This is a genomic window from Pseudomonas sp. SWRI99, assembly GCF_014270125.1.
GTDB classification, from domain to species: domain Bacteria; phylum Pseudomonadota; class Gammaproteobacteria; order Pseudomonadales; family Pseudomonadaceae; genus Aquipseudomonas; species Aquipseudomonas hamedanensis.
This window is the reverse complement of the sequence record NZ_JABWQR010000012.1, coordinates 75,693-97,277: the sequence shown is the minus strand read 5'-3', so window position 1 is coordinate 97,277 and position 21,585 is coordinate 75,693. Positions and strand designations below refer to the sequence as shown.

Here is a 21,585-nt window from a genome sequence, read left to right as displayed (position 1 = left end):
CAGAAGTCGGTGGTACGTATAGATTAGTGCGAAGTCTCACGGTTTGGGTGCCTCTTTCTGACGCGCAGAAGCGGCATTAATTCCCAGGGCGTAACTATACAGAGGCTGCAATCATCAATCTCGTTGTTTTGTGCCCATTTTGCGGGGCTCGCGAAGTATTTATGAATGTTAAGATCGCCGCTTTGAGAATTCCGAGGAAAGCGTTGTGCGCAAATTGGTCTGGTTGGTCGTGGCACTGGCATTGGCAGGGTGTGGTGAAGGCAATCCTGTAGAGGAGCAAAAACCGAAAGCGGCGGTAGCGACAGCGCCGGCGGTGGCATCGGCGCCGCAGTGGGATCTCGAAGTGCGTGGCGAAACCCCTCAGGCCGTCAGCGATCTGAGTGGCTGGTTGATCGAGCATGCTTTCGTTCCGACCGTTATCAAGGACAGCAGCGGCAAGACGCGGATTCTCATCGGACCGTTCAATTCCCGGGCTGAAGCTGAAGCGCGCAAGGTGCAGGTTGATGCGGCTTTGGTGAAAGCCAAAAAGCAGAACATTGAATCGGTGTTGGTCGAACATCCGATCGCGCCGTAAGCATGCCATTCGGCGGAGTTGCCTAAAGGCGATCCGGCGCGATTCGTTTTCATGGGAGTCGCTGATGATTTCCACAAGGAGCGCCCGATGGCTTCCGCCAATCCTTACAGGCTGTTCGATGTCACCTTGCACCGCAAAACGCAATTGAGTCCACACATGATGCGGCTCACGCTGACGGGGCCGCCAGTCACCGAAATGGCAACATGGGCACCGGACCAACGAGTAAAGCTGTTTTTTCCCGCCGCTGACGGCACGCACTCAAAGCTTGCCCGGGAAGATGGTTGGTACGCTCGATTCAAGTCGATGCTTGCGGATCGTCGTCCCGCGATGCGCACTTACACCATCCGGCATCTGCGTGCCGAACAGGGCGAGGTGGATATCGATTTTGTATTGCATGGGGAAACCGGTCCGGCATCGCGTTGGGCGTTGCGAGCGCAGCCAGGGGACTCGATGCAGATTCTTGCGCCTGACAAGCAATTTTCAGCGAAAGAAACCGGTGGGTTTGAATGGAAGCCCCCAAAAACGCTCACGCAGTTGCTGATTGTCGCGGATGCGACGGCATTGCCAGCGGCGATGGGGATTCTCGATGAGTTGGCGACCCTCGCGAAGCCACCGCAAACGCAGGCATTCTTCGAAGTCGACAGCGCGCAAGACATGCTCGCCGTGCCGGACTGGCCGGGGCTCTCAGTACAATGGCTGATTCGCGATCAAGCCGACGCGGTGATTGCCGGTGCTCTGATGGTGGAGGCAGTGCGTCGTGCAATCCTGCCCGTGCAGCCAGCTGTGGGGCAGGCGGTAGAGTTGGCTGAGGTCGATATCGATAAAGACATTCTCTGGGAAGTTGCCGAGACGGCCAGTGAAGGTTTCTATGGCTGGATCGCCGGAGAAAGTGCCGCGGTCATGAGCCTGCGCAGGTACTTGATCAAGGAGTGCGGCATTCCCCGCGAAGCGCTCAACCTGATGGGCTATTGGCGCGACACCAAGCCTGGTGTTCAGGCGTAAAAAAGGGCCTCGAACATTCCTGTTCGAGGCCCTTTTTTTTGTCGCGATTGATCAGCCGCAAGCTTTCAGATTAACCGGGCCGACGAACTCGTTGCCTCGTCCCATCACGCACGCCACGCTTTGATTGCGCTGACGCTCCCAGTCCTGCACCGGGTAGGTCTTGTCCCATGCTTCGTACAAGCGCCGATCCTGTTTCGACAGGCGCAAGCCGTATTGCTTGCTCATGTAGAAATAGGTGCGCGCGATCATTCCGCGAATCGACGGGCGGGGCATGACCTTCTTTGCCTTGAAGTCGACTTGGGTCAGGCATGAGCCGTACTGGCCGGACTGCACTGGCAGCCAGCCGAAGCTGAAGTTGCTGCGGTCACCGTTGACCTCGCCGATGCTCGGTACCAGGTTGTGCAAATCCGCTTCGGCTTTCTGATAGATCGGGTCGTAGCGTGTGCAGTTTTTACGCCCGCCTTCTTGCCAGCATTGGCGCTGATGGCCGATTTGCCAGGCCGGCACGATGTGCTCCCATTCGATACGAGACGCGCGTTTGGCGTTCTTGCGCGGAACGTAACCACACGCCTTCAAGTCGACCCTGTTGCCGGTGTATTTGCAGCCGCAGTAAAACTCGGTGGACTGCGGTGCGTACAGTGTCCAGGCGACCTTCTTGGCTTCAGTGAATGTGCGGGGAGCGCCAGCATAGGCACCCACGGTGACGAACAGCAGCAGTAGAGCAAAACAGCGGACAATCATTGAATCAATCTTCCTTCGGCACAACCCAAAAAATCTGCACGCCACCGTCGTCGCGGTAGGCGAGGGTGACGTTGTCGTTCTCGTCGATTTCCTCAAGCAGACGCTCCCACTGGTCCATCGGCTCGTCTGGCAGGCGGAAGATCAGTGCGGCTTTGGCTTTCTGTGCGGTGGGGGAGTTGATGATTTTCTGAACGCGCATGCCCATGCGTTCGTAAGCGTCAGGAGCATCAGGAGAGGTGGCCACGAGGTTATCCTTATTAAGCTGTACGTGCATACAGTATTTAACTGTAAGCAATTTCGCAACTGCTTAAATTTCAAGAAAATCCTCTGACAGCGGTTTTGGGTTTTTGGTGTAAGGCGCGTCGAGTTTTTTGTAGGAAAGATGCTGGACGGGGCATCACCCGCCGATCAGGCGAGTGATGAATCGAATGCCCGGTCCAGACTGGATCGGGCGAGGGGCAATCAGTATTCCCAGAACATCCGTTGCAGCTCTTTGCTGTCGTTGGTTTTGGTCAGTGCGACCATCGCCAGGATGCGGGCTTTTTGCGGGTTCAAGTCATGCGCGACCACCCAGTCATACTTGTCATCGGGTTGTTCGGCGTTACGCAGGACAAAGCCGCCAGCGTTGACGTGGGACGAGCGAATGATTTGCACACCATCCTTGCGCAGCGCTTGCAGGGCCGGGACAACGCGGGAAGACACCGAGCCGTTGCCGGTGCCGGCATGGATGATCGCCTTGGCGCCGGATTGCGCGAGGGCCTTGTAAGCGGTATCGCTGACGTTGCCATAGGAGTAGGCGATTTCTACGTCCGGCAGGCTTTTGATGGTTTTGATGTCGAATTCCGAATCCATGGTATGGCGCTTGGCTGGCAAGCGGAACCAGTAGGATTTGCCTTCAACGACCATGCCCATCGGGCCCCACGCGCTTTTGAACGCTTCGGTCTTGATGTTGATCGTTTTGCTGACGTCGCGACCGGACTGGATCTCATCGTTCATGGTCACCAGCACGCCTTTGCCGCGAGCTTCTTTGCTGCTGGCCACGGCCACGGCGTTGTACAGATTGAGCATGCCGTCAGCAGACATGGCGGTACCCGGACGCATCGAGCCGACCACGATGATCGGCTTGTCGGTTTTCTCTACCAAGTTCAGGAAGTAAGCGGTTTCTTCCAGGGTGTCGGTGCCGTGGGTGATGACGATGCCGTCGACATCTTTGCTGTCGGCCAGTTCGGCCACGCGACGACCCAGTTGCAGCAGGTTTTCGTTGGTGATGCTTTCGGAGGCAATCTGCATGACTTGTTCGCCACGTACATTGGCCAGCTTGCTCAGCTCGGGAATGCCGGCGATCAGTTGTTCAACGCCGACCTTGGCGGCTTGGTAGGTGGCGCTGTTGGCGGCGCTCGCACCGGCACCGGCGATGGTGCCGCCAGTGGCAAGTACCACGACGTTAGCGAGCCTGGTCTGGGTTTCGACTTCTTTTGCCTGAAGGGCTGTGGGCAGGAGCAGGAGGAGGGCCAAAGCGCCCGGAACCAAAGTGTTGAAAGCAGATTTCATTATTTTTCTCTCTAGTAGTGAGACGGTGCTGATGCAGGTTCATCTAGATGCGCCCCGAGCCGATCTGGAGGCTGGGGTGCAATGAACGGAGCAGGATCTGTACCACTCGTACTTTGCGCCGTAAAAATGCTTAACTCGATGATTTGCATCAATATTTTATAAATCTTCAAATTGCGGAGTGAGTCGGTTATCCGGGTTTCCGAACACTGCGCGTCTTCCTGTTCGGCTCTCCGAAAGGGACTACCGGTTCTGTCCGGTTATGCGGATTGCCGATTTGCGTCTTTCTGCTAAAGAAACATTCGTTCGGGCCGATGGGTGTTCAAGGAAACTAAAACGTAGGGAGTTCCCATGTCACTGACGGTCGGTTTTACAAATCCTGGCGCTGTCACGATCGGCGGCAAGACCGCGGCAACGATCAACACAATGAATCAGGAGCAAGCGGATGCTTCTGCCGAGGCGTCTGGCACCGAGAAGGCTGACGTCACGCAGGTCAGAACCGGTGGTGGTCCTGCTGCACCAGCAGACAGCAAGGCTGAAAGCGGCGATAATCTGGGCGTCACCGTCAAGATGCTGTTGAAGCGGATGCAGGAGCTGCAAAAGCAGTTGCAGGAACAGCAGCAGCAACTGGCGGCCGCTCAGGCCCGCAGCTATCCGACGCCGGAGGCAAAGTCGCAGGCGCTCATGGCCATTCAGGGGCAGATCGCACAGACCAGCGCCGCGCTGGCTGAAGTGGCGGGTTCGCTGGTCAAGGAAATGTCCAAGAGCACTACCAGCGGTAATTTTGTCAGCACCACGGTGTAAGCAGCGAAAGGGCGGGTCGGACGATTCGCCCTACAATAAATGACGATTTGTGATTGTTGACAAATGTCGGCGGGATTCGCATAGTTCGGTCTACGCAAACGTTTGCGCGACTCATACGGCGCGGTATGGCCGGGAGAAGCGATGAAGCTTACGCCAGCGCGAGCGTTGCTCACAATAATCATAAGATCGGAGTGAACCCATGAAGCTGCCATTCGCTGGACGTCTTCTTGCTGTCGCTATGCTGGCTGCCACAGCCGCCGCACTACCCGTCTCGTCGGCATTCGCCGAATCCCCTGAAAAACCCAAGGTCGCGCTGGTCATGAAGTCTCTGGCCAACGAATTCTTCCTGACCATGGAAGACGGCGCCAAGGCTTACCAGAAAGAACACGCTGCCGATTTCGACCTGATTTCCAACGGCATCAAGGACGAAACCGACACCGCGAACCAGATCCGTATCGTCGAGCAGATGATCGTCTCGAAAGTCGATGCGCTGGTCATCGCGCCCGCCGACTCCAAGGCCATGGTGCCTGTCATCAAGAAAGCCGTCGATGCCGGCATCACGGTCATCAACATCGACAACCAGCTCGATCCTGCCATCGTCAAAAGCAAGAACATCAGCGTGCCATTCGTAGGGCCGGACAACCGCAAGGGTGCACGTCTGGTCGGCGAATACCTGGCCAAGCAACTGAAGGCGGGCGACGAGGTCGGCATCATCGAAGGTGTCTCCACCACGACCAATGCCCAGGCACGCACGGCCGGCTTCAAGGACGCGATGGACGCGGCGCAGATCAAGGTGGTGTCGCTGCAGTCCGGTGACTGGGAAATCAACAAGGGCAATCAGGTTGCCTCTTCCATGCTCAGCGAGTACCCGCAGATCAAGGCGCTGCTGGCTGGCAATGACAGCATGGCGGTCGGTGCCGTTTCCGCGGTGCGTGCCGCTGGCAAGGCCGGTCAGGTGAAAGTGGTCGGCTACGACAACATCAACGCCATCAAACCGATGTTGAAGGACGGTCGCGTGTTGGCGACGGCTGATCAGTTCGCGGCCAGACAAGCCGTGTTCGGCATCGAGACCGCGCTGAAAATCATCAAGGGCGAGAAAGTCGACGGCGCTGCCAATGGCGTGATCGAAACGCCGGTCGAACTGGTTACCCAATAAGTCTTCTGGCGACACAACGGCGCTCGTCCGTCCGGGCGAGCGCATGGAGAGTTTTTATGTCAGTTTCCGCCCCGAACGCTGTCCTCTCGGTCAGCGGTATCGGTAAGACTTATGCGCAACCGGTGCTCAGCGGCATCGATCTGACGCTGATGCGTGGTGAAGTGTTGGCGCTGACCGGCGAGAATGGCGCTGGCAAAAGCACCCTCTCGAAGATCATCGGTGGCCTGGTCACCCCGACCACCGGCCGCATGGAATTCCAGGGCAAAGAATACTGCCCTGGCAGCCGTACCCAGGCCGAAGACCTCGGCGTGCGCATGGTCATGCAGGAACTCAATCTGTTGCCGACGTTGTCGGTGGCGGAGAACCTGTTTCTCGATAACCTGCCGAGTCACGGCGGCTGGATCAGTCGCAAGCAATTGCGCAAGGCCGCTATCGAAGCCATGGCGCAAGTCGGTCTCGACGCGATCGATCCCGATACGCTGGTCGGCGAGTTGGGCATCGGTCATCAGCAGATGGTCGAAATTGCGCGCAACCTGATCGGTGACTGCCATGTGCTGATCCTCGACGAGCCGACCGCGATGCTCACCGCGCGCGAAGTCGAAATGCTCTTCGAACAGATCACTCGTCTGCAGGCTCGCGGTGTTTCCATCATTTATATTTCCCATCGCCTCGAAGAACTGGCCCGCGTAGCTCAGCGGATTGCCGTGTTGCGCGACGGCAATCTGGTCTGCGTCGAGCCGATGGCCAATTACAACAGCGAGCAACTGGTCACGCTGATGGTCGGTCGCGAACTGGGCGAGCACATCGACATGGGGCCGCGCAAGATTGGCGCTGCGGCGCTGACGGTCAAGGGCCTGACCCGCTCGGACAAGGTGCGCGATGTGTCCTTTGAAGTGCGTGCCGGAGAAATCTTCGGTATTTCCGGGCTGATCGGGGCAGGGCGTACCGAGCTGCTGCGGTTGATCTTCGGCGCTGATACTGCCGATAGCGGCAGCATCGCGCTCGGTTCGCCGGCTCAGGTGGTCAGTGTGCGGTCGCCGGTCGACGCGGTGCGCCACGGTATTGCCTTGATCACCGAGGATCGCAAGGGCGAGGGCTTGCTGCTCAGCCAGTCGATCAGCGCCAATATCGCGCTGGGCAACATGCCGGAAATTTCCAGTGGCGGGTTCGTCAATAACGGCGACGAAATCTCTTTGGCCCAGCGTCAGATAGACGCCATGCGTATCCGCAGTTCCAGCCCGACACAGTTGGTGTCGGAGCTGTCGGGCGGTAATCAACAGAAAGTGGTGATTGGTCGCTGGCTGGAGCGCGATTGTTCGGTGCTGCTGTTCGATGAGCCTACCCGCGGCATCGACGTCGGTGCCAAGTTCGACATTTATGCTTTGCTCGGTGAATTGACTCGCCAGGGCAAAGCGCTGGTGGTGGTTTCCAGTGACTTGCGTGAGCTGATGCTGATCTGCGACCGGATCGGCGTGCTGTCGGCAGGGCGCCTGATCGACACCTTCGAGCGCGATAGCTGGACTCAGGATGATTTGCTTGCCGCCGCGTTCGCCGGCTACCAAAAACGTGATGCGTTGCTCAACGAAGCGGCGCCTAGGGATCTCCCATGAAAACTGCATCTCCTGCCGGCAAACGTAGTGGCAATTTCTACGGCCTGGGCACTTATCTCGGCCTGGCCGGTGCCTTGCTGGCAATGGTCGCGCTGTTCTCGATGTTGAGCAGCCACTTTTTGTCCTATAACACGTTCAGCACGCTGGCCAATCAGATTCCCGATTTGATGGTGCTGGCGGTCGGTATGACCTTCGTGCTGATCATTGGCGGTATCGACCTGTCGGTGGGTTCGGTGCTGGCACTGGCGGCGTCGACGGTCAGCGTTGCCATTCTCGGTTGGGGCTGGAGCGTATTGCCAGCTGCGCTGCTCGGCATGGCGGTTGCGGCGCTGGCTGGCACGATCACTGGCTCGATCACCGTGGCCTGGCGGATTCCATCGTTCATCGTGTCCCTGGGTGTGCTGGAAATGGCCCGGGGCGTGGCCTATCAGATGACCGGGTCGCGGACTGCGTACATTGGCGATGCATTTGCCTGGCTGTCGAACCCGATCGCTTTCGGCATCTCGCCGTCATTCATCATTGCCTTGCTGGTGATTTTCATCGCCCAGGCCGTTTTGACCCGCACGGTGTTCGGCCGCTACCTGATCGGCATCGGCATCAACGAAGAGGCGGTACGCCTGGCCGGGATCAATCCGAAACCCTACAAAATTCTGGTGTTCAGCCTGATGGGGCTGCTGGCCGGGATCGCTGCGCTGTTTCAGATTTCCCGACTGGAAGCGGCTGACCCGAATGCCGGTTCCGGCCTGGAACTGCAAGTGATTGCTGCCGTGGTAATCGGCGGCACGAGCCTGATGGGCGGGCGTGGCTCGGTGATCAGTACGTTCTTCGGCGTGTTGATTATTTCCGTGCTGGCGGCAGGGCTTGCCCAGATCGGTGCGACCGAACCGACCAAGCGCATCATCACGGGTGCGGTGATCGTGATTGCGGTGGTGCTCGACACTTATCGCAGTCAACGCGCCAGTCGACGGAGCTGAGATAACGATGGCAACGATCAAGGATGTAGCGGCACTCGCAGGCATTTCCTACACGACCGTGTCCCACGTGGTGAACAACACCCGGCCGGTCAGTCAGGAAGTGCGTTTGAAAGTCGAAGCCGCGATCAAGAGTCTCGATTATGTGCCCAGTGCGGTGGCCCGTTCGCTGAAAGCCAAGACCACTGCCACCATCGGCTTGCTGGTGCCCAACAGTCTCAACCCGTACTTCGCCGAGCTGGCCCGTGGTATCGAGGACTATTGCGAGCGAAACGGCTACTGCGTGATTCTTTGCAACTCCGACGACAACCCGGAAAAACAGCGCAGCTATTTGCGCGTGTTGCTGGAAAAACGCATCGACGGCCTGATCGTTGCCTCCGCCGGCGGTGACAGTAGCCTGGCGGAGGGGCTGGCGGGCGTGAAAACACCGATGGTGATTGTCGACCGTGGCCTGGAAGGTGTGAATGCCGATCTGGTGCGCATCGACCACGAGTACGGCGCTTATCTGGCGACACGTCACCTGCTCGAGTTAGGCCACCGCGACATCGCCACTATTGGTGGTCCGGCGAGTACCAGCGTGGCGCAAATGCGTCAGGCCGGATACTGCCGAGCGCTGAAAGAGGCAGGCATCGAGGCGCGCGCGGAGCGCATGCTGGAGAGCGACTTTACCAGCACCGGCGGTTACAACGCCGCGGCCCGGCTGCTTGAAAGCAATCCGCCCAGTGCGATTTTTGCCGGTAACGACATGATCGGCATCGGCGTGTTGCGCGCGGCGGCCGAACGTAACGTGCGGGTACCGGCCGAGCTGTCAGTGATCGGCTTCGACGACATCCAGATGAGCCGCTACGTTTATCCGGCGCTGACCACAGTTGGCCAGTCGATCCTGCAACTGGGAGAAATGGCGGCTGAAGTCTTGTTGCGAAGGATTGCTACGCCGAATCTGGGCACTGATCAGCGGATCGTGACCCCGAGTATTGTCTTGCGCGAATCCACTGCGCCGCAGTCCGGCGTGTTCACCGAATACCGCTGAAACCGAATTGACGAGTAGTGATGTATGCCAGCAAATGTAGTGGTAATAGGCAGCTTGAACATGGACCTGGTCACCCGGGCGCCACGGCTGCCGACAGGCGGTGAAACGCTGATCGGTCACTCTTTCGCCACCGTGTCCGGTGGCAAGGGCGCCAACCAGGCCGTGGCCGCGGCGCGCCTCGGGGCGCAAGTGGCGATGGTCGGTTGCGTCGGCTCTGACGATTACGGTGTGCAGTTGCGTGATGCGCTGCTGGCCGAGCAGATCGATTGCCAGGCCGTTAGCGTTGTCGAGGGTTCCAGTGGCGTGGCGCTGATCGTGGTCGATGACCACAGTCAGAACGCTATCGTGATTGTTGCCGGCGCCAACGCAGCGATGACGCCGGCGGTGATTGACCGGTTCGATGCGGTGTTGCAGGACGCCGATGTGGTGATCTGCCAGTTGGAAATCCCCGATGCCACGGTGGGGCATGCGCTCAAGCGCGCACGTGCACTGGGCAAGACGGTGATTCTCAATCCGGCACCGGCCAGCCGACCACTGCCGGCAGACTGGTTTGCCGCCATCGATTATCTGATTCCCAACGAGAGTGAAGCGGCCGCGTTGAGCGGCCTGCCGGTCGACTCGCTGCAAACCGCTGAAAAGGCTGCCAGCCACCTGCTCGCCATGGGCGCGAGCAAGGTTATCGTCACCCTCGGTGCCGAGGGCTCGCTGTTCGCCAACGGCAAGGGCTTCGAACATTTTCCTGCGCCGAAAGTGAAGGCGGTCGATACCACGGCAGCAGGCGACACCTTTGTTGGTGGTTTTGCCGCTGCGCTCGCGGCTGGCAGTTCCGAGGCCGAGGCTATCCGCTACGGACAAATCGCCGCCGCGCTGTCGGTCACTCGCGCAGGTGCGCAGCCGTCCATTCCACGCTTATCCGACGTTCAGGGGTTTAAACCTGCATGAAAAAAACACCTCTGCTGAACATCGCGCTATCGCGCCTGATCGCCTCTTTGGGTCATGGCGACAGGGTGGTCATCGGCGACGCCGGGCTGCCGGTGCCGCCGGGAGTCGAACTGATCGATCTGGCCCTGACGCATGGGGTCCCGGATTTCGTCAGCACGCTGAAGGTCATACTCAGCGAGATGCAGGTCGAGAGCCATGCGCTGGCCAGGGAGATCTTCGACAAGCAGCCCGCGGCGCTGGCTACGCTGGAGGCATTGAATGCCGAAGGTGCGCTGGGACGTCGCGATTTGCTCACTCACGAGCAGTTCAAAGTGCTCAGCCGACAGGCACGGGCGATTATTCGTACAGGCGAATGTCAGCCGTACTGCAACATCGTGCTGGTCGCCGGGGTTACATTCTGATTTCGATTTTCAACTGCACAAGGAATGCGCCATGCAACGCTATGCTGAAAAAATCCATCACCTGATCCGGAGCCTGCTGCTTTTGTCCGTGATAACCGCGACCGGCGCTCAGGCGGCGGAAAAAATCGATCTGATCATCGATACCGATCCGGGCGCTGACGACGTGGTCGCCTTGCTGTTCGCCCTGGCCTCGCCCGACGAGCTGAATATTCGTGCGTTGACCACCGTGGCTGGCAACGTGCGCCTCGACAAGACTTCGCGCAACGCGCGCCTGGCGCGGGAATGGGCGGGGCGCGAAGACGTGCCGGTTTACGCTGGCGCGCCGAAGCCGCTGATGCGCACGCCGATCTATGCCGAGAACATTCATGGCAAGGAAGGTTTGTCGGGTGTCACGGTTCACGAACCGAAAAAAGGCCTCGCGCAAGGCAGTGCGGTCAACTATCTGATCGATACGCTCAAAAGCGCCAAACCACACAGCATCACTATTGCCATGCTCGGCCCGCAAACCAACCTGGCACTGGCGCTGATCCAGGAGCCCGAGATCGTCCAGGGCATCAAGGAAGTGGTAATCATGGGCGGGGCGCATTTCAACGGTGGCAACATCACCCCCGTGGCTGAATTCAACCTGTTTGCTGATCCGCAGGCGGCTGAGGTGGTGCTCAAGAGTGGCGTGAAGCTGACGTATCTGCCGCTGGACGTGACGCACAAGATCCTCACCAGTGACGCGCGCCTGAAGCAGATTGCCGCGCTGAACAACAATGCGAGCAAGATTGTCGGCGGCATCCTCAACGAATACATCAAGGGCGATATGGAGCACTACGGTATTCCAGGTGGTCCGGTGCATGACGCGACGGTCGTGGCTTATTTGCTCAAGCCTGAGCTGTTCACCGGGCGGTCGGTCAATGTCGTCGTGGACAGCCGGGAAGGGCCGACATTCGGCCAAACGATCGTTGACTGGTACGACGGTTTGAAAGCGCCGAAGAATGCCTTCTGGGTCGAGAATGGCGACGCCCAGGGATTTTTCGATCTGCTGACCGAGCGTCTGAAACGTCTGAAATAAGCCAGTACCCGCAGGCCGTTGCTTGCGGGTTTTTACTGCGTCTGTTCGGCCTGTACGGTCGTGTATCGTTCAAATGCCTGATTGATAAATTGCTGCGCTGCCTCTATTCCCAACTCCTTGACCAATAAATCGATACCGATCAGCGCCAGCTCTTCCGTCGTGCCGGGGCTGTAAGAGCTATGTCCGTCTGCCCATTTGGCGTTAATGGCGGCGTCGATGCTGAGGCTGATCATGAGAGGCTCGAAAGGTCAGGAGGTCTGTTTTCGAGTTAACCATTTTGCGTGACATTTGGCACTGCGACTTAGGCATGAACGAAGCGCTATGCGACACTTGGTCTTTTCGGCTTTCCGAGGACCCTGCTGTGCAGATCGATTTGAATACCCCCGACGGCCTGACACTCGAAGCTGTGCGCCAACTACTGGCCTCAGCCAGCGATGACGAGCACACCCAGTTGCGCGTGACCAAAGGTGGCATCGCCTATTTGTCCACCGTGACCGGTGGACAAGAGATCGACGGTCTGCTGTTTCGCCTCGAAACGTGGGCGAAGGGCTCGGGCTATGTGGGCAAGGTCGCTGCCAGCGACGAAGTCTGGGTGATGCAGATTTACAACGCGCTCAAAGACAACTGGCCGAATCCACCGTTTGACTACATTGACGTTTATTGAGCGTCGTTAATATTCAGTCACGATTGTTTGATAAAGAGTCGGGCAAGGCTCAGGCACACTCGGCGTTTTTCGATTGTGGGGCAGGGTGATGGCACTCGCCGGGAAACCAAACGCCGGATTGGCGGTCGCACGATCTCAGCTTAACCATTTAAAACAAGGAGGCTTCATGCCTTTGAAGTTCGCGACACTGGGTGCATTGATGGCTGCTGCCATGTTGGCGGGTTGCTCCACGACCTCCAGCGAGTCAGCCAAGGATCCAGTGGCATCCGAATCCGGTCACAGCCGCTGTGAAGCGACGGCGGCAGAGTTCACCATTGGTAAAAAGGCATCGCCGCAACTGCTGGAGGAGGCGCGGGCCAAGGCCGGCGCACAGAACGCACGCTTCCTCAAGCCAACCGATATGATCACCCTGGAATATCGTTCCGATCGGCTGAATCTCAACACCGACAACAATCTGGTGGTGACTCGCGTCAACTGCGGCTGATCGTAGACTGCTTTCGTTGCAGGCATAAAAAACCCCGTCACATGGACGGGGTTTTTTTAGTGCGCCGAGAAATTACTCTGGGCGAACCTGTGCAGCTTGCATACCCTTTTGGCCTTTCTCAGCCACGAAGGAAACGGTCTGGCCTTCTTTCAGGCTTTTGAAACCGTCGCTTTCGATAGCTTTGAAGTGTACGAACAGGTCGTCACCGCCACCTGTAGGAGTGATGAAGCCGAAGCCTTTTTCATCGTTGAACCATTTAACGGTGCCGGTTTGGCGATTAGACATGGTGTATCTCCAAGAAACATATATTTTCAGTAGTGCTGTGCTGCTCAGGCCAACTGGGCACACCCGGGTATCATAGTCGAAATGTTCGCTTTGGTAGCCCCCCGGACGTGCTGTTTGCCAATCAGTCGTGTTTTCTTTACCGTCTGTTTCTGCTGAAAGCCCCGGTTTGAAAGGCCTGCAGCGAAACGTAAAGGCGATAAAAAAACCTGTAAAACCTGCATAAATCGTCTGAAAAGCTTCATTTCCAGCATTTTTTTACAGCTTTCAGCCGATCAGGAAGCTCGGTTTTCTCACTTTTTCGCTGGGGGATTTGCCTTGCATTTGGCGATCTGGCCAAGGGCTTTCTGTTGCAGCTCAGGGGTGGCCTTGTTGTCCATCAGCGCCTGAATGTCGCTGGCCGGATAGGACTTGATGGCGTCAGCACCGCACGCACAGTGGGATTTGGCCGCGGCAGCACCGATTTGCTGAGTGGCTGCCTGAGTGCACTGGGCCATGTACTTCTCGCGCTCGCCCTTCGGCCAGTCGGCATGGGCGCTCAGTGGCAGCAGCAGAACGACGGGGGCGACGACGGCGAATAAGCTTTTCAGACGCATGCGAGGATGCTCCTTGTGGGTCAATGTCTTGTTATCTGAGGGTGCAAGGGCCTTTCAAGTTCAGCACTCTGGCATAAAAACGGACAATCCGCCTTCTGCTAAATCAGGGCGTAAGCGACCGCTCATCTGTGCTAGCATGCCGGGCTCAAGCGTTCTCAGGCGCCGGATGACCCTCAGTCCCGGTGCGGTCGGCGTGCGAATTATTTCCCGATTTGAATCCCAGTCACTCTGGTTCGGTTTTCCGGTTGGCCGCAAGGCTCCTGCCGCTGTAAGGCAGGCGTTCGTCATTGAATGGCCTGGATCGGATCTTGTACTGGCTCATCCCAACCCACGTGACCTTTGGTAGGGGTCACCACTAGGAGAGGAGGCGCCATGCCAACTATTACTCTTCCCGACGGCAGTCAACGTTCATTCGATCACCCGGTTTCCGTAGCCGAGGTCGCCGCATCCATCGGTGCAGGTCTGGCCAAGGCAACGCTCGCCGGCAAGGTCAATGGCCAACTGGTCGACGCCAGCGACATCATCAGCAGCGATGCGACCCTGCAAATCATTACGCCAAAGGATGAAGAGGGGCTGGAGATCATTCGCCACTCTTGCGCTCACCTGGTCGGTCACGCGGTCAAGCAACTGTACCCGACCGCGAAGATGGTCATCGGTCCGGTCATCGACGAAGGCTTCTATTACGATATCGCCTACGAGCGTCCGTTCACGCCGGAAGACATGGCGGCCATCGAACAGCGCATGCAGCAGTTGATCGAGAAGGATTACGACGTCATCAAAAAAGTCACTCCGCGCGCCGAAGTGATCGAAGTGTTCAAGGCCCGCGGCGAAGACTACAAGCTGCGTCTGGTCGAAGACATGCCGAACGAGCAGGCCATGGGTCTGTACTACCACGAAGAATACGTCGACATGTGCCGCGGTCCGCACGTGCCGAATACGCGTTTCCTGAAATCCTTCAAGTTGACCAAGCTGTCCGGTGCTTACTGGCGCGGCGATGCCAAAAACGAGCAATTGCAGCGCGTTTACGGCACCGCGTGGGCCGACAAGAAGCAACTGGCAGCGTACATCCAGCGCATCGAAGAAGCCGAAAAACGCGATCACCGCAAGATCGGCAAGCGCCTGGGCCTGTTCCACACCCAGGAAGAATCCCCGGGCATGGTGTTCTGGCACCCGAACGGCTGGACGTTGTATCAGGTGCTCGAGCAGTACATGCGCAAGATTCAGCGCGACAACGGCTATCTCGAGATCAAGACGCCGCAAGTCGTTGACCGCAGCCTGTGGGAGAAATCCGGGCACTGGGCCAACTACGCCGACAACATGTTCACCACTCAGTCGGAAAACCGCGATTACGCCATCAAGCCGATGAACTGCCCGTGCCACGTGCAGGTGTTCAATCAAGGCCTGAAGAGCTACCGCGAGCTGCCGATGCGTCTGGCCGAATTCGGTGCCTGCCACCGTAACGAGCCGTCAGGTGCGTTGCACGGCATCATGCGTGTACGTGCGTTTACGCAGGACGATGCCCACATCTTCTGCACCGAAGAGCAGATGCAGGCCGAATCCGCCGCGTTCATCAAGCTGACCATGGACGTTTATCGCGATTTCGGCTTTACCGAAGTCGAGATGAAACTGTCCACTCGTCCGGAAAAACGCGTCGGTTCCGACGAGCTGTGGGATCGCGCTGAAGCCGCATTGGCCGCAGCCCTTGATTCTGCGGGCTTGCCGTACGATCTGCAGCCGGGTGAGGGCGCTTTCTACGGTCCGAAGATCGAGTTCTCGCTGAAAGATTGCCTCGGTCGCGTCTGGCAATGTGGTACCTTGCAGCTCGATTTTAACCTGCCTGTCCGTTTGGGCGCTGAATACGTCTCCGAAGACAACAGCCGCAAACACCCTGTGATGCTGCACCGTGCGATCCTCGGTTCCTTCGAGCGTTTCGTCGGGATTCTGATCGAGCACTACGAAGGTGCTTTCCCGGCCTGGCTGGCGCCAACCCAGGCGGTGATCATGAATATCACTGATAAACAGGCAGATTTTGTTGCAGAAGTCGAAAAAACTCTCAACGAAAGCGGATTTCGTGCCAAGTCTGACTTGAGAAATGAAAAGATCGGCTTTAAAATCCGCGAGCATACTTTGCTCAAGGTTCCCTATCTTTTGGTTATCGGAGATAAGGAAGTCGAGATGCAGACTGTCGCTGTGCGTACTCGTGAAGGTGCTGACCTGGGCTCGATGCCCGTCGCCGAATTCGCTGAGTTTCTCGCGCAAGCGGTTTCCCGGCGTGGTCGCCCAGATTCGGAGTAATTATTATTAAGCGTGAAATGAGACAAGATAAACGAGCTGCACCGAAAGCCCCGATCAACGAGAATATCTCGGCACGCGAGGTTCGGTTAATTGGCGCTGATGGCGAGCAGATTGGCATCGTCTCGATTGATGAAGCGCTTCGTATCGCTGAAGAAGCAAAGCTTGATCTGGTGGAAATTTCCGCAGACGCAGTCCCGCCTGTTTGCCGGGTGATGGACTACGGCAAGTCGATCTTCGAAAAGAAGAAGCAGATTGCTGCGGCGAAGAAGAACCAGAAGCAGATTCAGGTTAAAGAAATCAAGTTTCGTCCAGGGACGGAGGAAGGGGATTACCAGGTAAAACTGCGCAACCTGGTACGTTTCCTGAGTGACGGGGACAGGGCCAAGGTATCCTTGCGATTCCGCGGCCGTGAGATGGCCCACCAGGAGCTGGGGATGGAACTCCTCAAGCGGGTTGAACAAGACCTGCTCGAGTACGGTTCGGTCGAACAGCATCCTAAGATGGAAGGACGCCAGCTGATCATGGTCATCGCCCCGAAAAAGAAGAAGTAATCAACAGGGCACGGCAGGCCTTCTGATTATGTTTATCAACTGAATGCGGAGTATCCGAACATGCCAAAAATGAAAACCAAAAGTGGTGCTGCCAAGCGGTTTCTGAAAACTGCTAACGGCATCAAGCACAAGCACGCTTTCAAGAGCCACATCCTGACTAAAATGTCGACCAAGCGTAAGCGTCAACTGCGCGGTAGCAGCTTGCTGCATCCGTCTGACGTGGCAAAAGTCGAGCGCATGCTGCGCCTTCGTTAATTTAGTCAAGAATAGAGGAAGTAACTCATGGCTCGTGTAAAGCGTGGCGTCATTGCCCGTAAACGTCACAAAAAAATTCTGAAACTTGCTAAAGGCTACTACGGCGCACGCTCCCGCGTATTCCGTGTTGCCAAGCAAGCGGTAATCAAGGCAGGCCAATACGCCTACCGTGACCGTCGTCAGAAAAAACGTCAGTTCCGCGCTCTGTGGATCGCTCGTATCAACGCTGGTGCTCGTGTTAACGGTCTGTCCTACAGCCGTTTCATCGCTGGCCTGAAAAAAGCGTCCATCGAGATCGACCGTAAGGTTCTGGCTGATCTGGCAGTGAACGAAAAAGCGGCGTTTGCTGCGATTGTCGAGAAAGCTAAAGCCACCTTGGCTTAAGTACCCCCGACAGTCACCCGGCCTCACCTCTGTGGGGTCAGGTGTTAAACGTCATAAATAGGGGAAGAGCCTTCAAGCTCTTCCCCTATTTTGTATCTGGAGTCTGTACATGGAAAACCTGGATGCGCTGGTCTCTCAAGCACTAGAGGCTGTGCAAAGCGCTGAAGACATCAATGCCCTGGAGCAAATCCGGGTTCAATACCTTGGCAAGAAGGGCGAATTGACTCAGGTGATGAAGACCCTGGGGAATTTGCCAGCAGAAGAGCGTCCGCAAGTCGGCGCCCTGATCAACGTTGCCAAGGAACGTGTTACAGGCGTTCTCAATGCGCGCATGGCGCTGTTTGAAGAAGCCGAACTGGCTGCCAAACTGTCCGCCGAATCCATCGACGTGACATTGCCGGGCCGTGGCCAGACCTCCGGTGGTCTGCATCCGGTCACCCGGACTCTGGAACGTGTCGAGCAGTTCTTCACCCGCATCGGCTACGGCATCGCCGAAGGCCCTGAGGTCGAAGACGATTATCACAACTTTGAAGCGCTCAACATCCCAGGCCATCACCCGGCCCGGTCGATGCATGACACCTTCTATTTCAATGCCAACATGTTGCTGCGCACCCATACCTCGCCGGTCCAGGTCCGCACCATGGAATCGAAACAGCCGCCGATCCGCATCGTCTGCCCAGGCCGTGTGTACCGCAGCGACTCCGATATCACCCATTCGCCGATGTTCCATCAGGTCGAAGGCCTGCTGGTTGATCGCGATATCAATTTTGCCGATCTCAAAGGCACCATCGAAGAGTTCCTGCGGGTGTTCTTCGAGAAAGAACTGGCCGTGCGTTTCCGTCCTTCGTACTTCCCGTTCACCGAGCCCTCCGCTGAAGTCGATATGGAGTGCGTGATGTGCAGCGGTAAAGGCTGCCGCGTCTGCAAGCAGACCGGCTGGCTGGAAGTGATGGGCTGCGGCATGGTTCACCCGAACGTGCTGCGCATGTCTGGCATCGATCCGGAAGAATTTTCCGGCTTTGCTTTCGGCATGGGCGTCGAGCGTCTGGCCATGCTCCGTTACGGCGTGAACGACTTGCGTCTGTTCTTCGACAACGACTTGCGGTTCCTCGCGCAATTTCGCTAGTCGTAACGAATTCTTAGGAGAGCAGGATGAAATTCAGTGAACAATGGCTGCGTGGCTGGGTTAGCCCGCAGGTAAATCGCGACGAGCTGGTTGCCCGTCTGTCGATGGCCGGTCTTGAGGTCGATAGCGTCACTCCGGCCGCCGGTGTATTCAGTGGCGTGGTGGTGGGCGAGGTGCTGAGCACCGAGCAACACCCGGATGCCGACAAGTTGCGCGTGTGCCAGGTCAGCAATGGCGCGGAAACCTTCCAGGTCGTGTGCGGTGCGCCAAACGTGCGTCCGGGCCTGAAGATTCCGTTCGCCATGATCGGTGCCGAGCTGCCAGGCGATTTCAAGATCAAGAAGGCCAAGCTGCGCGGCGTTGAGTCCAACGGCATGCTGTGCTCGCAAGCCGAGTTGCAGATTGGCGAAGGCAACGATGGTCTGATGGAGCTGCCGGCCGATGCGCCAGTGGGTGAAGACATTCGTGTGTATCTGGACCTGGAAGACGCCAGCATCGAGGTCGACCTGACCCCGAACCGTGGTGACTGCCTGTCGCTGGCCGGTCTGGCCCGTGAAGTCGGCGCGCTGTATGCCGCGCCGGTAACCCGTCCTGTGGTGGCGGCGGTTCCTGCCGTACACGACGAAGTGCGTCCTGTCGAAGTGCTGGCGCCAGCCGCCTGCCCACGTTACCTGGGTCGAGTGATTCGCAACGTTGATCTGTCCAAACCAACGCCGCTGTGGATGGTTGAGCGTCTGCGTCGCGCCGACGTGCGCAGCATCGATGCGGCCGTCGACATCACCAACTACGTGATGCTTGAGCTGGGTCAGCCGTTGCACGCCTTCGATCTTGCCGAGATCAATGGCGGCATCCGTGTGCGCATGGCCGAAGACGGCGAGAAGCTGGTGCTGCTCGACGGTCAGGAAGTCAGCCTGCGCAGCGATACGCTGGTCATCGCCGACCACACCCGCGCGCTGGCGATTGCCGGTGTCATGGGCGGCGAGCACAGCGGTGTGTCCGCGACCACGCGCGACGTATTCCTTGAGTCGGCGTTCTTCGATCAGATCGCTGTGGCGGGCAAGGCCCGTTCCTATGGCCTGCACACCGACGCGTCGCACCGCTACGAGCGTGGCGTCGACTGGCAACTGGCCCGTGAAGCCATGGAGCGCGCCACTGGCCTGCTGCTGGACATCACCGGTGGCGAAGCGGGCCCGATCATCGAAACCGTCAGCGAGGCGCATCTGCCGTCGATCGCACCGATCACTTTGCGTGCCCAGCGCATCACGCAGATGCTCGGCATGGAGATGGATTCGGCGCAGGTCGAGCGTCTGCTCGGCGCGCTGGGTCTGACCATCAGTGCCGAGGGGGCAGGGCAGTGGCGCGTAGAAGTGCCAAGCCATCGCTTCGATATCAGCCTGGAAGTCGACCTGATCGAAGAGCTGGCCCGTCTGTACGGCTACAACCGCCTGCCGGTTCGTTACCCGCAAGCGCGTCTGGCGCCGCAAGCCAAGGCTGAAGCGCGTAGCGACCTGCCTGAGCTGCGTCGCCTGTTGGTAGCACGTGGCTATCAGGAAGCGATCACCTATAGCTTCATCGATCCGAAGCAGTTCGAACTGTTCAACCCCGGCGTCGAGCCGCTGCTGCTGGCCAATCCGATCTCCAATGACATGGCCGCCATGCGCTCGTCGCTGTGGCCGGGTCTGGTCAAGGCATTGCAGCACAACCTCAACCGTCAACAGGATCGCGTGCGTCTGTTCGAAAGCGGTCTGCGCTTTGTCGGTCAGCTCGAAGGCCTGAAGCAAGAGCCGATGCTCTCCGGTGTTGTCTGCGGTAGCCGTCTGCCGGAAGGCTGGGCGCAAGGTCGCGACACCGTTGATTTCTTCGACGTCAAAGCCGACGTGGAAGCAGTACTGGGCTTCGCCGGTGCACTGGATTCGTTCACCTTCGCACCGGGCAAACATCCGGCGCTGCACCCGGGTCAAACCGCGCGCATCGAACGCGAAGGTCGCGAAGTGGGTTTCATTGGCGCCATTCACCCTGAGCTGTCGAAAGCGTTGGGTCTGGACCGCCCTGTGTTCGTTTTCGAGCTGGTTCTGGCGGAAGTGGCACTCGGTAAAATGCCGAAATTCCACGAGTTGTCGCGCTTTCCTGAAGTGCGTCGTGACCTTGCACTGATCGCGCACAAAGAGGTCGCGTCCGCGGCGGTACTGGACGTAATCCGTGAAAATGCAGGCGAATGGCTCACAGATCTCAGGCTGTTTGACGTGTATCAGGGTAAAGGCATTGATCCTGATAGAAAAAGCCTTGCAGTTGGCTTGACCTGGCAGCATCCATCGCGCACTCTTAATGACGATGAGGTGAATTCGACGACGCAAAATATCCTCACCTCGCTCGAACAAAGGTTGAACGCCACGTTAAGGAAGTGACGTATGGGGGCTTTGACGAAAGCTGAGATGGCGGAACGTCTGTATGAAGAGCTGGGCCTGAACAAGCGGGAAGCCAAGGAATTGGTCGAACTGTTTTTCGAGGAAATCAGGCACGCTCTCGAAGACAACGAGCAGGTCAAATTGTCCGGTTTCGGCAATTTCGACCTTCGGGACAAACGCCAGCGGCCTGGCCGCAACCCGAAAACGGGGGAAGAAATTCCGATCACGGCTCGCCGTGTGGTCACCTTTCGTCCAGGGCAGAAGTTGAAGGCCCGAGTTGAGGCTTATGCTGGAACCAAGTCATAACGACGAACTACCCGTCATCCCGGGCAAACGCTACTTCACCATCGGTGAAGTCAGCGAGTTGTGTGCCGTAAAGCCACACGTGCTGCGCTACTGGGAGCAGGAGTTTCCTCAGCTAAACCCCGTCAAACGCCGCGGAAACCGCCGGTATTATCAGCGCCAGGACGTGCTGATGATCCGGCAGATCCGCGCGCTCCTTTACGATCAGGGTTTCACCATCGGCGGCGCACGTCTGCGCTTGTCCGGCGACGAAGCCAAAGACGACACCACCCAGTACAAACAAATGATTCGGCAGATGATTGCCGAGCTGGAAGACGTACTGGTGGTACTCAAGAAATAAAAAGCTGCGTTTGAATACTTCCAGTTTTCAAATGCTTGCGATATATTCTTGAGCGTTCTTC

26 protein-coding genes are annotated in these 21,585 nt (G+C 57.8%); 20 read left to right on the top strand and 6 right to left on the bottom strand.

The window, feature by feature from the left end:
* The first annotated feature begins 205 nt into the window (after window positions 1-205).
* Together HU743_RS12130 and HU743_RS12125 are read left to right on the top strand one after the other, a co-directional pair.
* Complete coding sequence (locus HU743_RS12130; protein WP_186648834.1) at window positions 206-574, top strand: SPOR domain-containing protein; 369 nt, start codon at window positions 206-208, stop codon at window positions 572-574.
* 87 nt (window positions 575-661) lie between these two features.
* The gene (locus tag HU743_RS12125) at window positions 662-1,576 is read left to right on the top strand and encodes a siderophore-interacting protein (protein WP_186648833.1); all 915 of its coding nucleotides are present in this window, start codon (window positions 662-664) and stop codon (window positions 1,574-1,576) included.
* Between the two features lie 51 nt (window positions 1,577-1,627).
* Here HU743_RS12125 and HU743_RS12120 read toward each other — a convergent pair whose 3' ends face one another.
* From HU743_RS12120 to HU743_RS12110, 3 genes are all read right to left on the bottom strand, one after another.
* Window positions 1,628-2,317, bottom strand: a complete 690-nt coding sequence (locus HU743_RS12120; RefSeq protein ID WP_186551942.1) for an endonuclease I family protein — start codon at window positions 2,315-2,317, stop codon at window positions 1,628-1,630.
* A 4-nt stretch (window positions 2,318-2,321) separates the two neighbouring features.
* The gene (locus tag HU743_RS12115) at window positions 2,322-2,591 is read right to left on the bottom strand and encodes a DUF1654 domain-containing protein (protein ID WP_186622505.1); all 270 of its coding nucleotides are present in this window, start codon (window positions 2,589-2,591) and stop codon (window positions 2,322-2,324) included.
* Between the two features lie 188 nt (window positions 2,592-2,779).
* A complete protein-coding gene (locus HU743_RS12110; RefSeq protein WP_186648832.1) occupies window positions 2,780-3,868 on the bottom strand; it encodes an asparaginase in 1,089 nt (362 codons plus the stop codon).
* Between the two features lie 348 nt (window positions 3,869-4,216).
* Between HU743_RS12110 and HU743_RS12105 the strand changes: the two genes are divergently transcribed.
* The 8 genes from HU743_RS12105 (at window position 4,217) to HU743_RS12070 (ending at window position 11,839) form a co-directional block, all read left to right on the top strand.
* Entirely contained in the window at window positions 4,217-4,669 is a 453-nt protein-coding gene (locus HU743_RS12105; RefSeq protein ID WP_186622506.1) for a hypothetical protein, read from the top strand.
* Window positions 4,670-4,868: 199 nt separating this feature from the next.
* Window positions 4,869-5,825 (top strand): sugar ABC transporter substrate-binding protein, encoded by a 957-nt coding sequence (locus HU743_RS12100; RefSeq protein WP_186551938.1) that lies wholly within the window; start codon window positions 4,869-4,871, stop codon window positions 5,823-5,825.
* Between the two features lie 56 nt (window positions 5,826-5,881).
* On the top strand, window positions 5,882-7,435 hold the full coding sequence (locus HU743_RS12095) for a sugar ABC transporter ATP-binding protein (RefSeq protein WP_186551937.1): 1,554 nt from the start codon (window positions 5,882-5,884) through the stop codon (window positions 7,433-7,435).
* Window positions 7,432-8,409 (top strand): ABC transporter permease, encoded by a 978-nt coding sequence (locus HU743_RS12090; RefSeq protein WP_186648831.1) that lies wholly within the window; start codon window positions 7,432-7,434, stop codon window positions 8,407-8,409. Before HU743_RS12095 ends, HU743_RS12090 begins: the two co-directional genes overlap by 4 nt.
* Window positions 8,410-8,416: 7 nt before the next feature.
* Window positions 8,417-9,436 carry a LacI family DNA-binding transcriptional regulator gene (locus tag HU743_RS12085; protein WP_186551935.1) on the top strand — a complete coding sequence of 340 codons (1,020 nt, stop codon included), beginning with the start codon at window positions 8,417-8,419 and terminating at the stop codon, window positions 9,434-9,436.
* A 24-nt stretch (window positions 9,437-9,460) separates the two neighbouring features.
* Window positions 9,461-10,378, top strand: coding sequence for a ribokinase (rbsK, locus tag HU743_RS12080; RefSeq protein WP_186648830.1), 918 nt, complete (start codon window positions 9,461-9,463; stop codon window positions 10,376-10,378).
* The gene (gene rbsD / locus HU743_RS12075; RefSeq protein ID WP_186648829.1) at window positions 10,375-10,779 is read left to right on the top strand and encodes a D-ribose pyranase; all 405 of its coding nucleotides are present in this window, start codon (window positions 10,375-10,377) and stop codon (window positions 10,777-10,779) included. Before rbsK ends, rbsD begins: the two co-directional genes overlap by 4 nt.
* Before the next feature lie 31 nt (window positions 10,780-10,810).
* On the top strand, window positions 10,811-11,839 hold the full coding sequence (locus HU743_RS12070; RefSeq protein WP_186551932.1) for a nucleoside hydrolase: 1,029 nt from the start codon (window positions 10,811-10,813) through the stop codon (window positions 11,837-11,839).
* A gap of 32 nt (window positions 11,840-11,871) precedes the next feature.
* Here HU743_RS12070 and HU743_RS12065 read toward each other — a convergent pair whose 3' ends face one another.
* A complete protein-coding gene (locus tag HU743_RS12065) occupies window positions 11,872-12,072 on the bottom strand; it encodes a hypothetical protein (protein WP_186648828.1) in 201 nt (66 codons plus the stop codon).
* Window positions 12,073-12,200: 128 nt separating this feature from the next.
* On the opposite strand from HU743_RS12065, the gene HU743_RS12060 reads away from it, so the two are divergent.
* Both HU743_RS12060 and HU743_RS12055 read left to right on the top strand, forming a co-directional pair.
* The gene (locus HU743_RS12060) at window positions 12,201-12,503 is read left to right on the top strand and encodes a hypothetical protein (protein ID WP_186648826.1); all 303 of its coding nucleotides are present in this window, start codon (window positions 12,201-12,203) and stop codon (window positions 12,501-12,503) included.
* A gap of 166 nt (window positions 12,504-12,669) precedes the next feature.
* Window positions 12,670-12,987, top strand: coding sequence for an I78 family peptidase inhibitor (locus tag HU743_RS12055; RefSeq protein WP_186636119.1), 318 nt, complete (start codon window positions 12,670-12,672; stop codon window positions 12,985-12,987).
* 72 nt (window positions 12,988-13,059) lie between these two features.
* Here HU743_RS12055 and HU743_RS12050 read toward each other — a convergent pair whose 3' ends face one another.
* Window positions 13,060-13,272, bottom strand: coding sequence for a cold-shock protein (locus HU743_RS12050; RefSeq protein WP_047229330.1), 213 nt, complete (start codon window positions 13,270-13,272; stop codon window positions 13,060-13,062).
* Between the two features lie 290 nt (window positions 13,273-13,562).
* Window positions 13,563-13,865, bottom strand: coding sequence for a hypothetical protein (locus tag HU743_RS12045; protein ID WP_186551928.1), 303 nt, complete (start codon window positions 13,863-13,865; stop codon window positions 13,563-13,565).
* Window positions 13,866-14,237: 372 nt separating this feature from the next.
* Here HU743_RS12045 and thrS point away from each other — a divergent pair, with 372 nt between their 5' ends.
* The 8 genes from thrS to HU743_RS12005 all read left to right on the top strand — a co-directional run bounded on the left by thrS (window position 14,238) and on the right by HU743_RS12005 (window position 21,524).
* On the top strand, window positions 14,238-16,160 hold the full coding sequence (thrS, locus tag HU743_RS12040) for a threonine--tRNA ligase (RefSeq protein ID WP_186551927.1): 1,923 nt from the start codon (window positions 14,238-14,240) through the stop codon (window positions 16,158-16,160).
* On the top strand, window positions 16,160-16,711 hold the full coding sequence (infC, locus tag HU743_RS12035; protein ID WP_169432615.1) for a translation initiation factor IF-3: 552 nt from the start codon (window positions 16,160-16,162) through the stop codon (window positions 16,709-16,711). The genes thrS and infC overlap by 1 nt, the downstream gene beginning before the upstream one ends.
* Window positions 16,712-16,771: 60 nt before the next feature.
* Window positions 16,772-16,966: a 50S ribosomal protein L35 gene (rpmI, locus tag HU743_RS12030; RefSeq protein ID WP_002553160.1), complete on the top strand. Its 195-nt coding sequence runs from the start codon at window positions 16,772-16,774 to the stop codon at window positions 16,964-16,966.
* Window positions 16,967-16,993: 27 nt separating this feature from the next.
* Window positions 16,994-17,350, top strand: a complete 357-nt coding sequence (rplT, locus tag HU743_RS12025; RefSeq protein ID WP_002553161.1) for a 50S ribosomal protein L20 — start codon at window positions 16,994-16,996, stop codon at window positions 17,348-17,350.
* 109 nt (window positions 17,351-17,459) lie between these two features.
* A complete protein-coding gene (gene pheS, locus HU743_RS12020; RefSeq protein WP_003226365.1) occupies window positions 17,460-18,476 on the top strand; it encodes a phenylalanine--tRNA ligase subunit alpha in 1,017 nt (338 codons plus the stop codon).
* A 26-nt stretch (window positions 18,477-18,502) separates the two neighbouring features.
* Window positions 18,503-20,881 carry a phenylalanine--tRNA ligase subunit beta gene (pheT, locus tag HU743_RS12015; protein ID WP_186648824.1) on the top strand — a complete coding sequence of 793 codons (2,379 nt, stop codon included), beginning with the start codon at window positions 18,503-18,505 and terminating at the stop codon, window positions 20,879-20,881.
* A 3-nt stretch (window positions 20,882-20,884) separates the two neighbouring features.
* Window positions 20,885-21,187 carry an integration host factor subunit alpha gene (ihfA, locus tag HU743_RS12010; protein ID WP_002553164.1) on the top strand — a complete coding sequence of 101 codons (303 nt, stop codon included), beginning with the start codon at window positions 20,885-20,887 and terminating at the stop codon, window positions 21,185-21,187.
* Window positions 21,168-21,524: a MerR family transcriptional regulator gene (locus HU743_RS12005; RefSeq protein WP_003179985.1), complete on the top strand. Its 357-nt coding sequence runs from the start codon at window positions 21,168-21,170 to the stop codon at window positions 21,522-21,524. Before ihfA ends, HU743_RS12005 begins: the two co-directional genes overlap by 20 nt.
* Window positions 21,525-21,585: the final 61 nt, after the last annotated feature.

Coding starts and splice junctions, on each gene's coding strand:
- HU743_RS12125 (WP_186648833.1), top strand. CDS start 662: ATGGCTTCCGCCAATCCTTACAGGCTGTTCGATGTCACCTTGCACCGC.
- HU743_RS12120 (WP_186551942.1), bottom strand. CDS start 2,317: ATGATTGTCCGCTGTTTTGCTCTACTGCTGCTGTTCGTCACCGTGGGT.
- HU743_RS12115 (WP_186622505.1), bottom strand. CDS start 2,591: ATGCACGTACAGCTTAATAAGGATAACCTCGTGGCCACCTCTCCTGAT.
- HU743_RS12110 (WP_186648832.1), bottom strand. CDS start 3,868: ATGAAATCTGCTTTCAACACTTTGGTTCCGGGCGCTTTGGCCCTCCTC.
- HU743_RS12105 (WP_186622506.1), top strand. CDS start 4,217: ATGTCACTGACGGTCGGTTTTACAAATCCTGGCGCTGTCACGATCGGC.
- HU743_RS12100 (WP_186551938.1), top strand. CDS start 4,869: ATGAAGCTGCCATTCGCTGGACGTCTTCTTGCTGTCGCTATGCTGGCT.
- HU743_RS12095 (WP_186551937.1), top strand. CDS start 5,882: ATGTCAGTTTCCGCCCCGAACGCTGTCCTCTCGGTCAGCGGTATCGGT.
- HU743_RS12090 (WP_186648831.1), top strand. CDS start 7,432: ATGAAAACTGCATCTCCTGCCGGCAAACGTAGTGGCAATTTCTACGGC.
- HU743_RS12085 (WP_186551935.1), top strand. CDS start 8,417: ATGGCAACGATCAAGGATGTAGCGGCACTCGCAGGCATTTCCTACACG.
- rbsK (WP_186648830.1), top strand. CDS start 9,461: ATGCCAGCAAATGTAGTGGTAATAGGCAGCTTGAACATGGACCTGGTC.
- rbsD (WP_186648829.1), top strand. CDS start 10,375: ATGAAAAAAACACCTCTGCTGAACATCGCGCTATCGCGCCTGATCGCC.
- HU743_RS12070 (WP_186551932.1), top strand. CDS start 10,811: ATGCAACGCTATGCTGAAAAAATCCATCACCTGATCCGGAGCCTGCTG.
- HU743_RS12065 (WP_186648828.1), bottom strand. CDS start 12,072: ATGATCAGCCTCAGCATCGACGCCGCCATTAACGCCAAATGGGCAGAC.
- HU743_RS12055 (WP_186636119.1), top strand. CDS start 12,670: ATGCCTTTGAAGTTCGCGACACTGGGTGCATTGATGGCTGCTGCCATG.
- HU743_RS12050 (WP_047229330.1), bottom strand. CDS start 13,272: ATGTCTAATCGCCAAACCGGCACCGTTAAATGGTTCAACGATGAAAAA.
- HU743_RS12045 (WP_186551928.1), bottom strand. CDS start 13,865: ATGCGTCTGAAAAGCTTATTCGCCGTCGTCGCCCCCGTCGTTCTGCTG.
- thrS (WP_186551927.1), top strand. CDS start 14,238: ATGCCAACTATTACTCTTCCCGACGGCAGTCAACGTTCATTCGATCAC.
- rpmI (WP_002553160.1), top strand. CDS start 16,772: ATGCCAAAAATGAAAACCAAAAGTGGTGCTGCCAAGCGGTTTCTGAAA.
- rplT (WP_002553161.1), top strand. CDS start 16,994: ATGGCTCGTGTAAAGCGTGGCGTCATTGCCCGTAAACGTCACAAAAAA.
- pheS (WP_003226365.1), top strand. CDS start 17,460: ATGGAAAACCTGGATGCGCTGGTCTCTCAAGCACTAGAGGCTGTGCAA.
- pheT (WP_186648824.1), top strand. CDS start 18,503: ATGAAATTCAGTGAACAATGGCTGCGTGGCTGGGTTAGCCCGCAGGTA.
- ihfA (WP_002553164.1), top strand. CDS start 20,885: ATGGGGGCTTTGACGAAAGCTGAGATGGCGGAACGTCTGTATGAAGAG.
- HU743_RS12005 (WP_003179985.1), top strand. CDS start 21,168: ATGCTGGAACCAAGTCATAACGACGAACTACCCGTCATCCCGGGCAAA.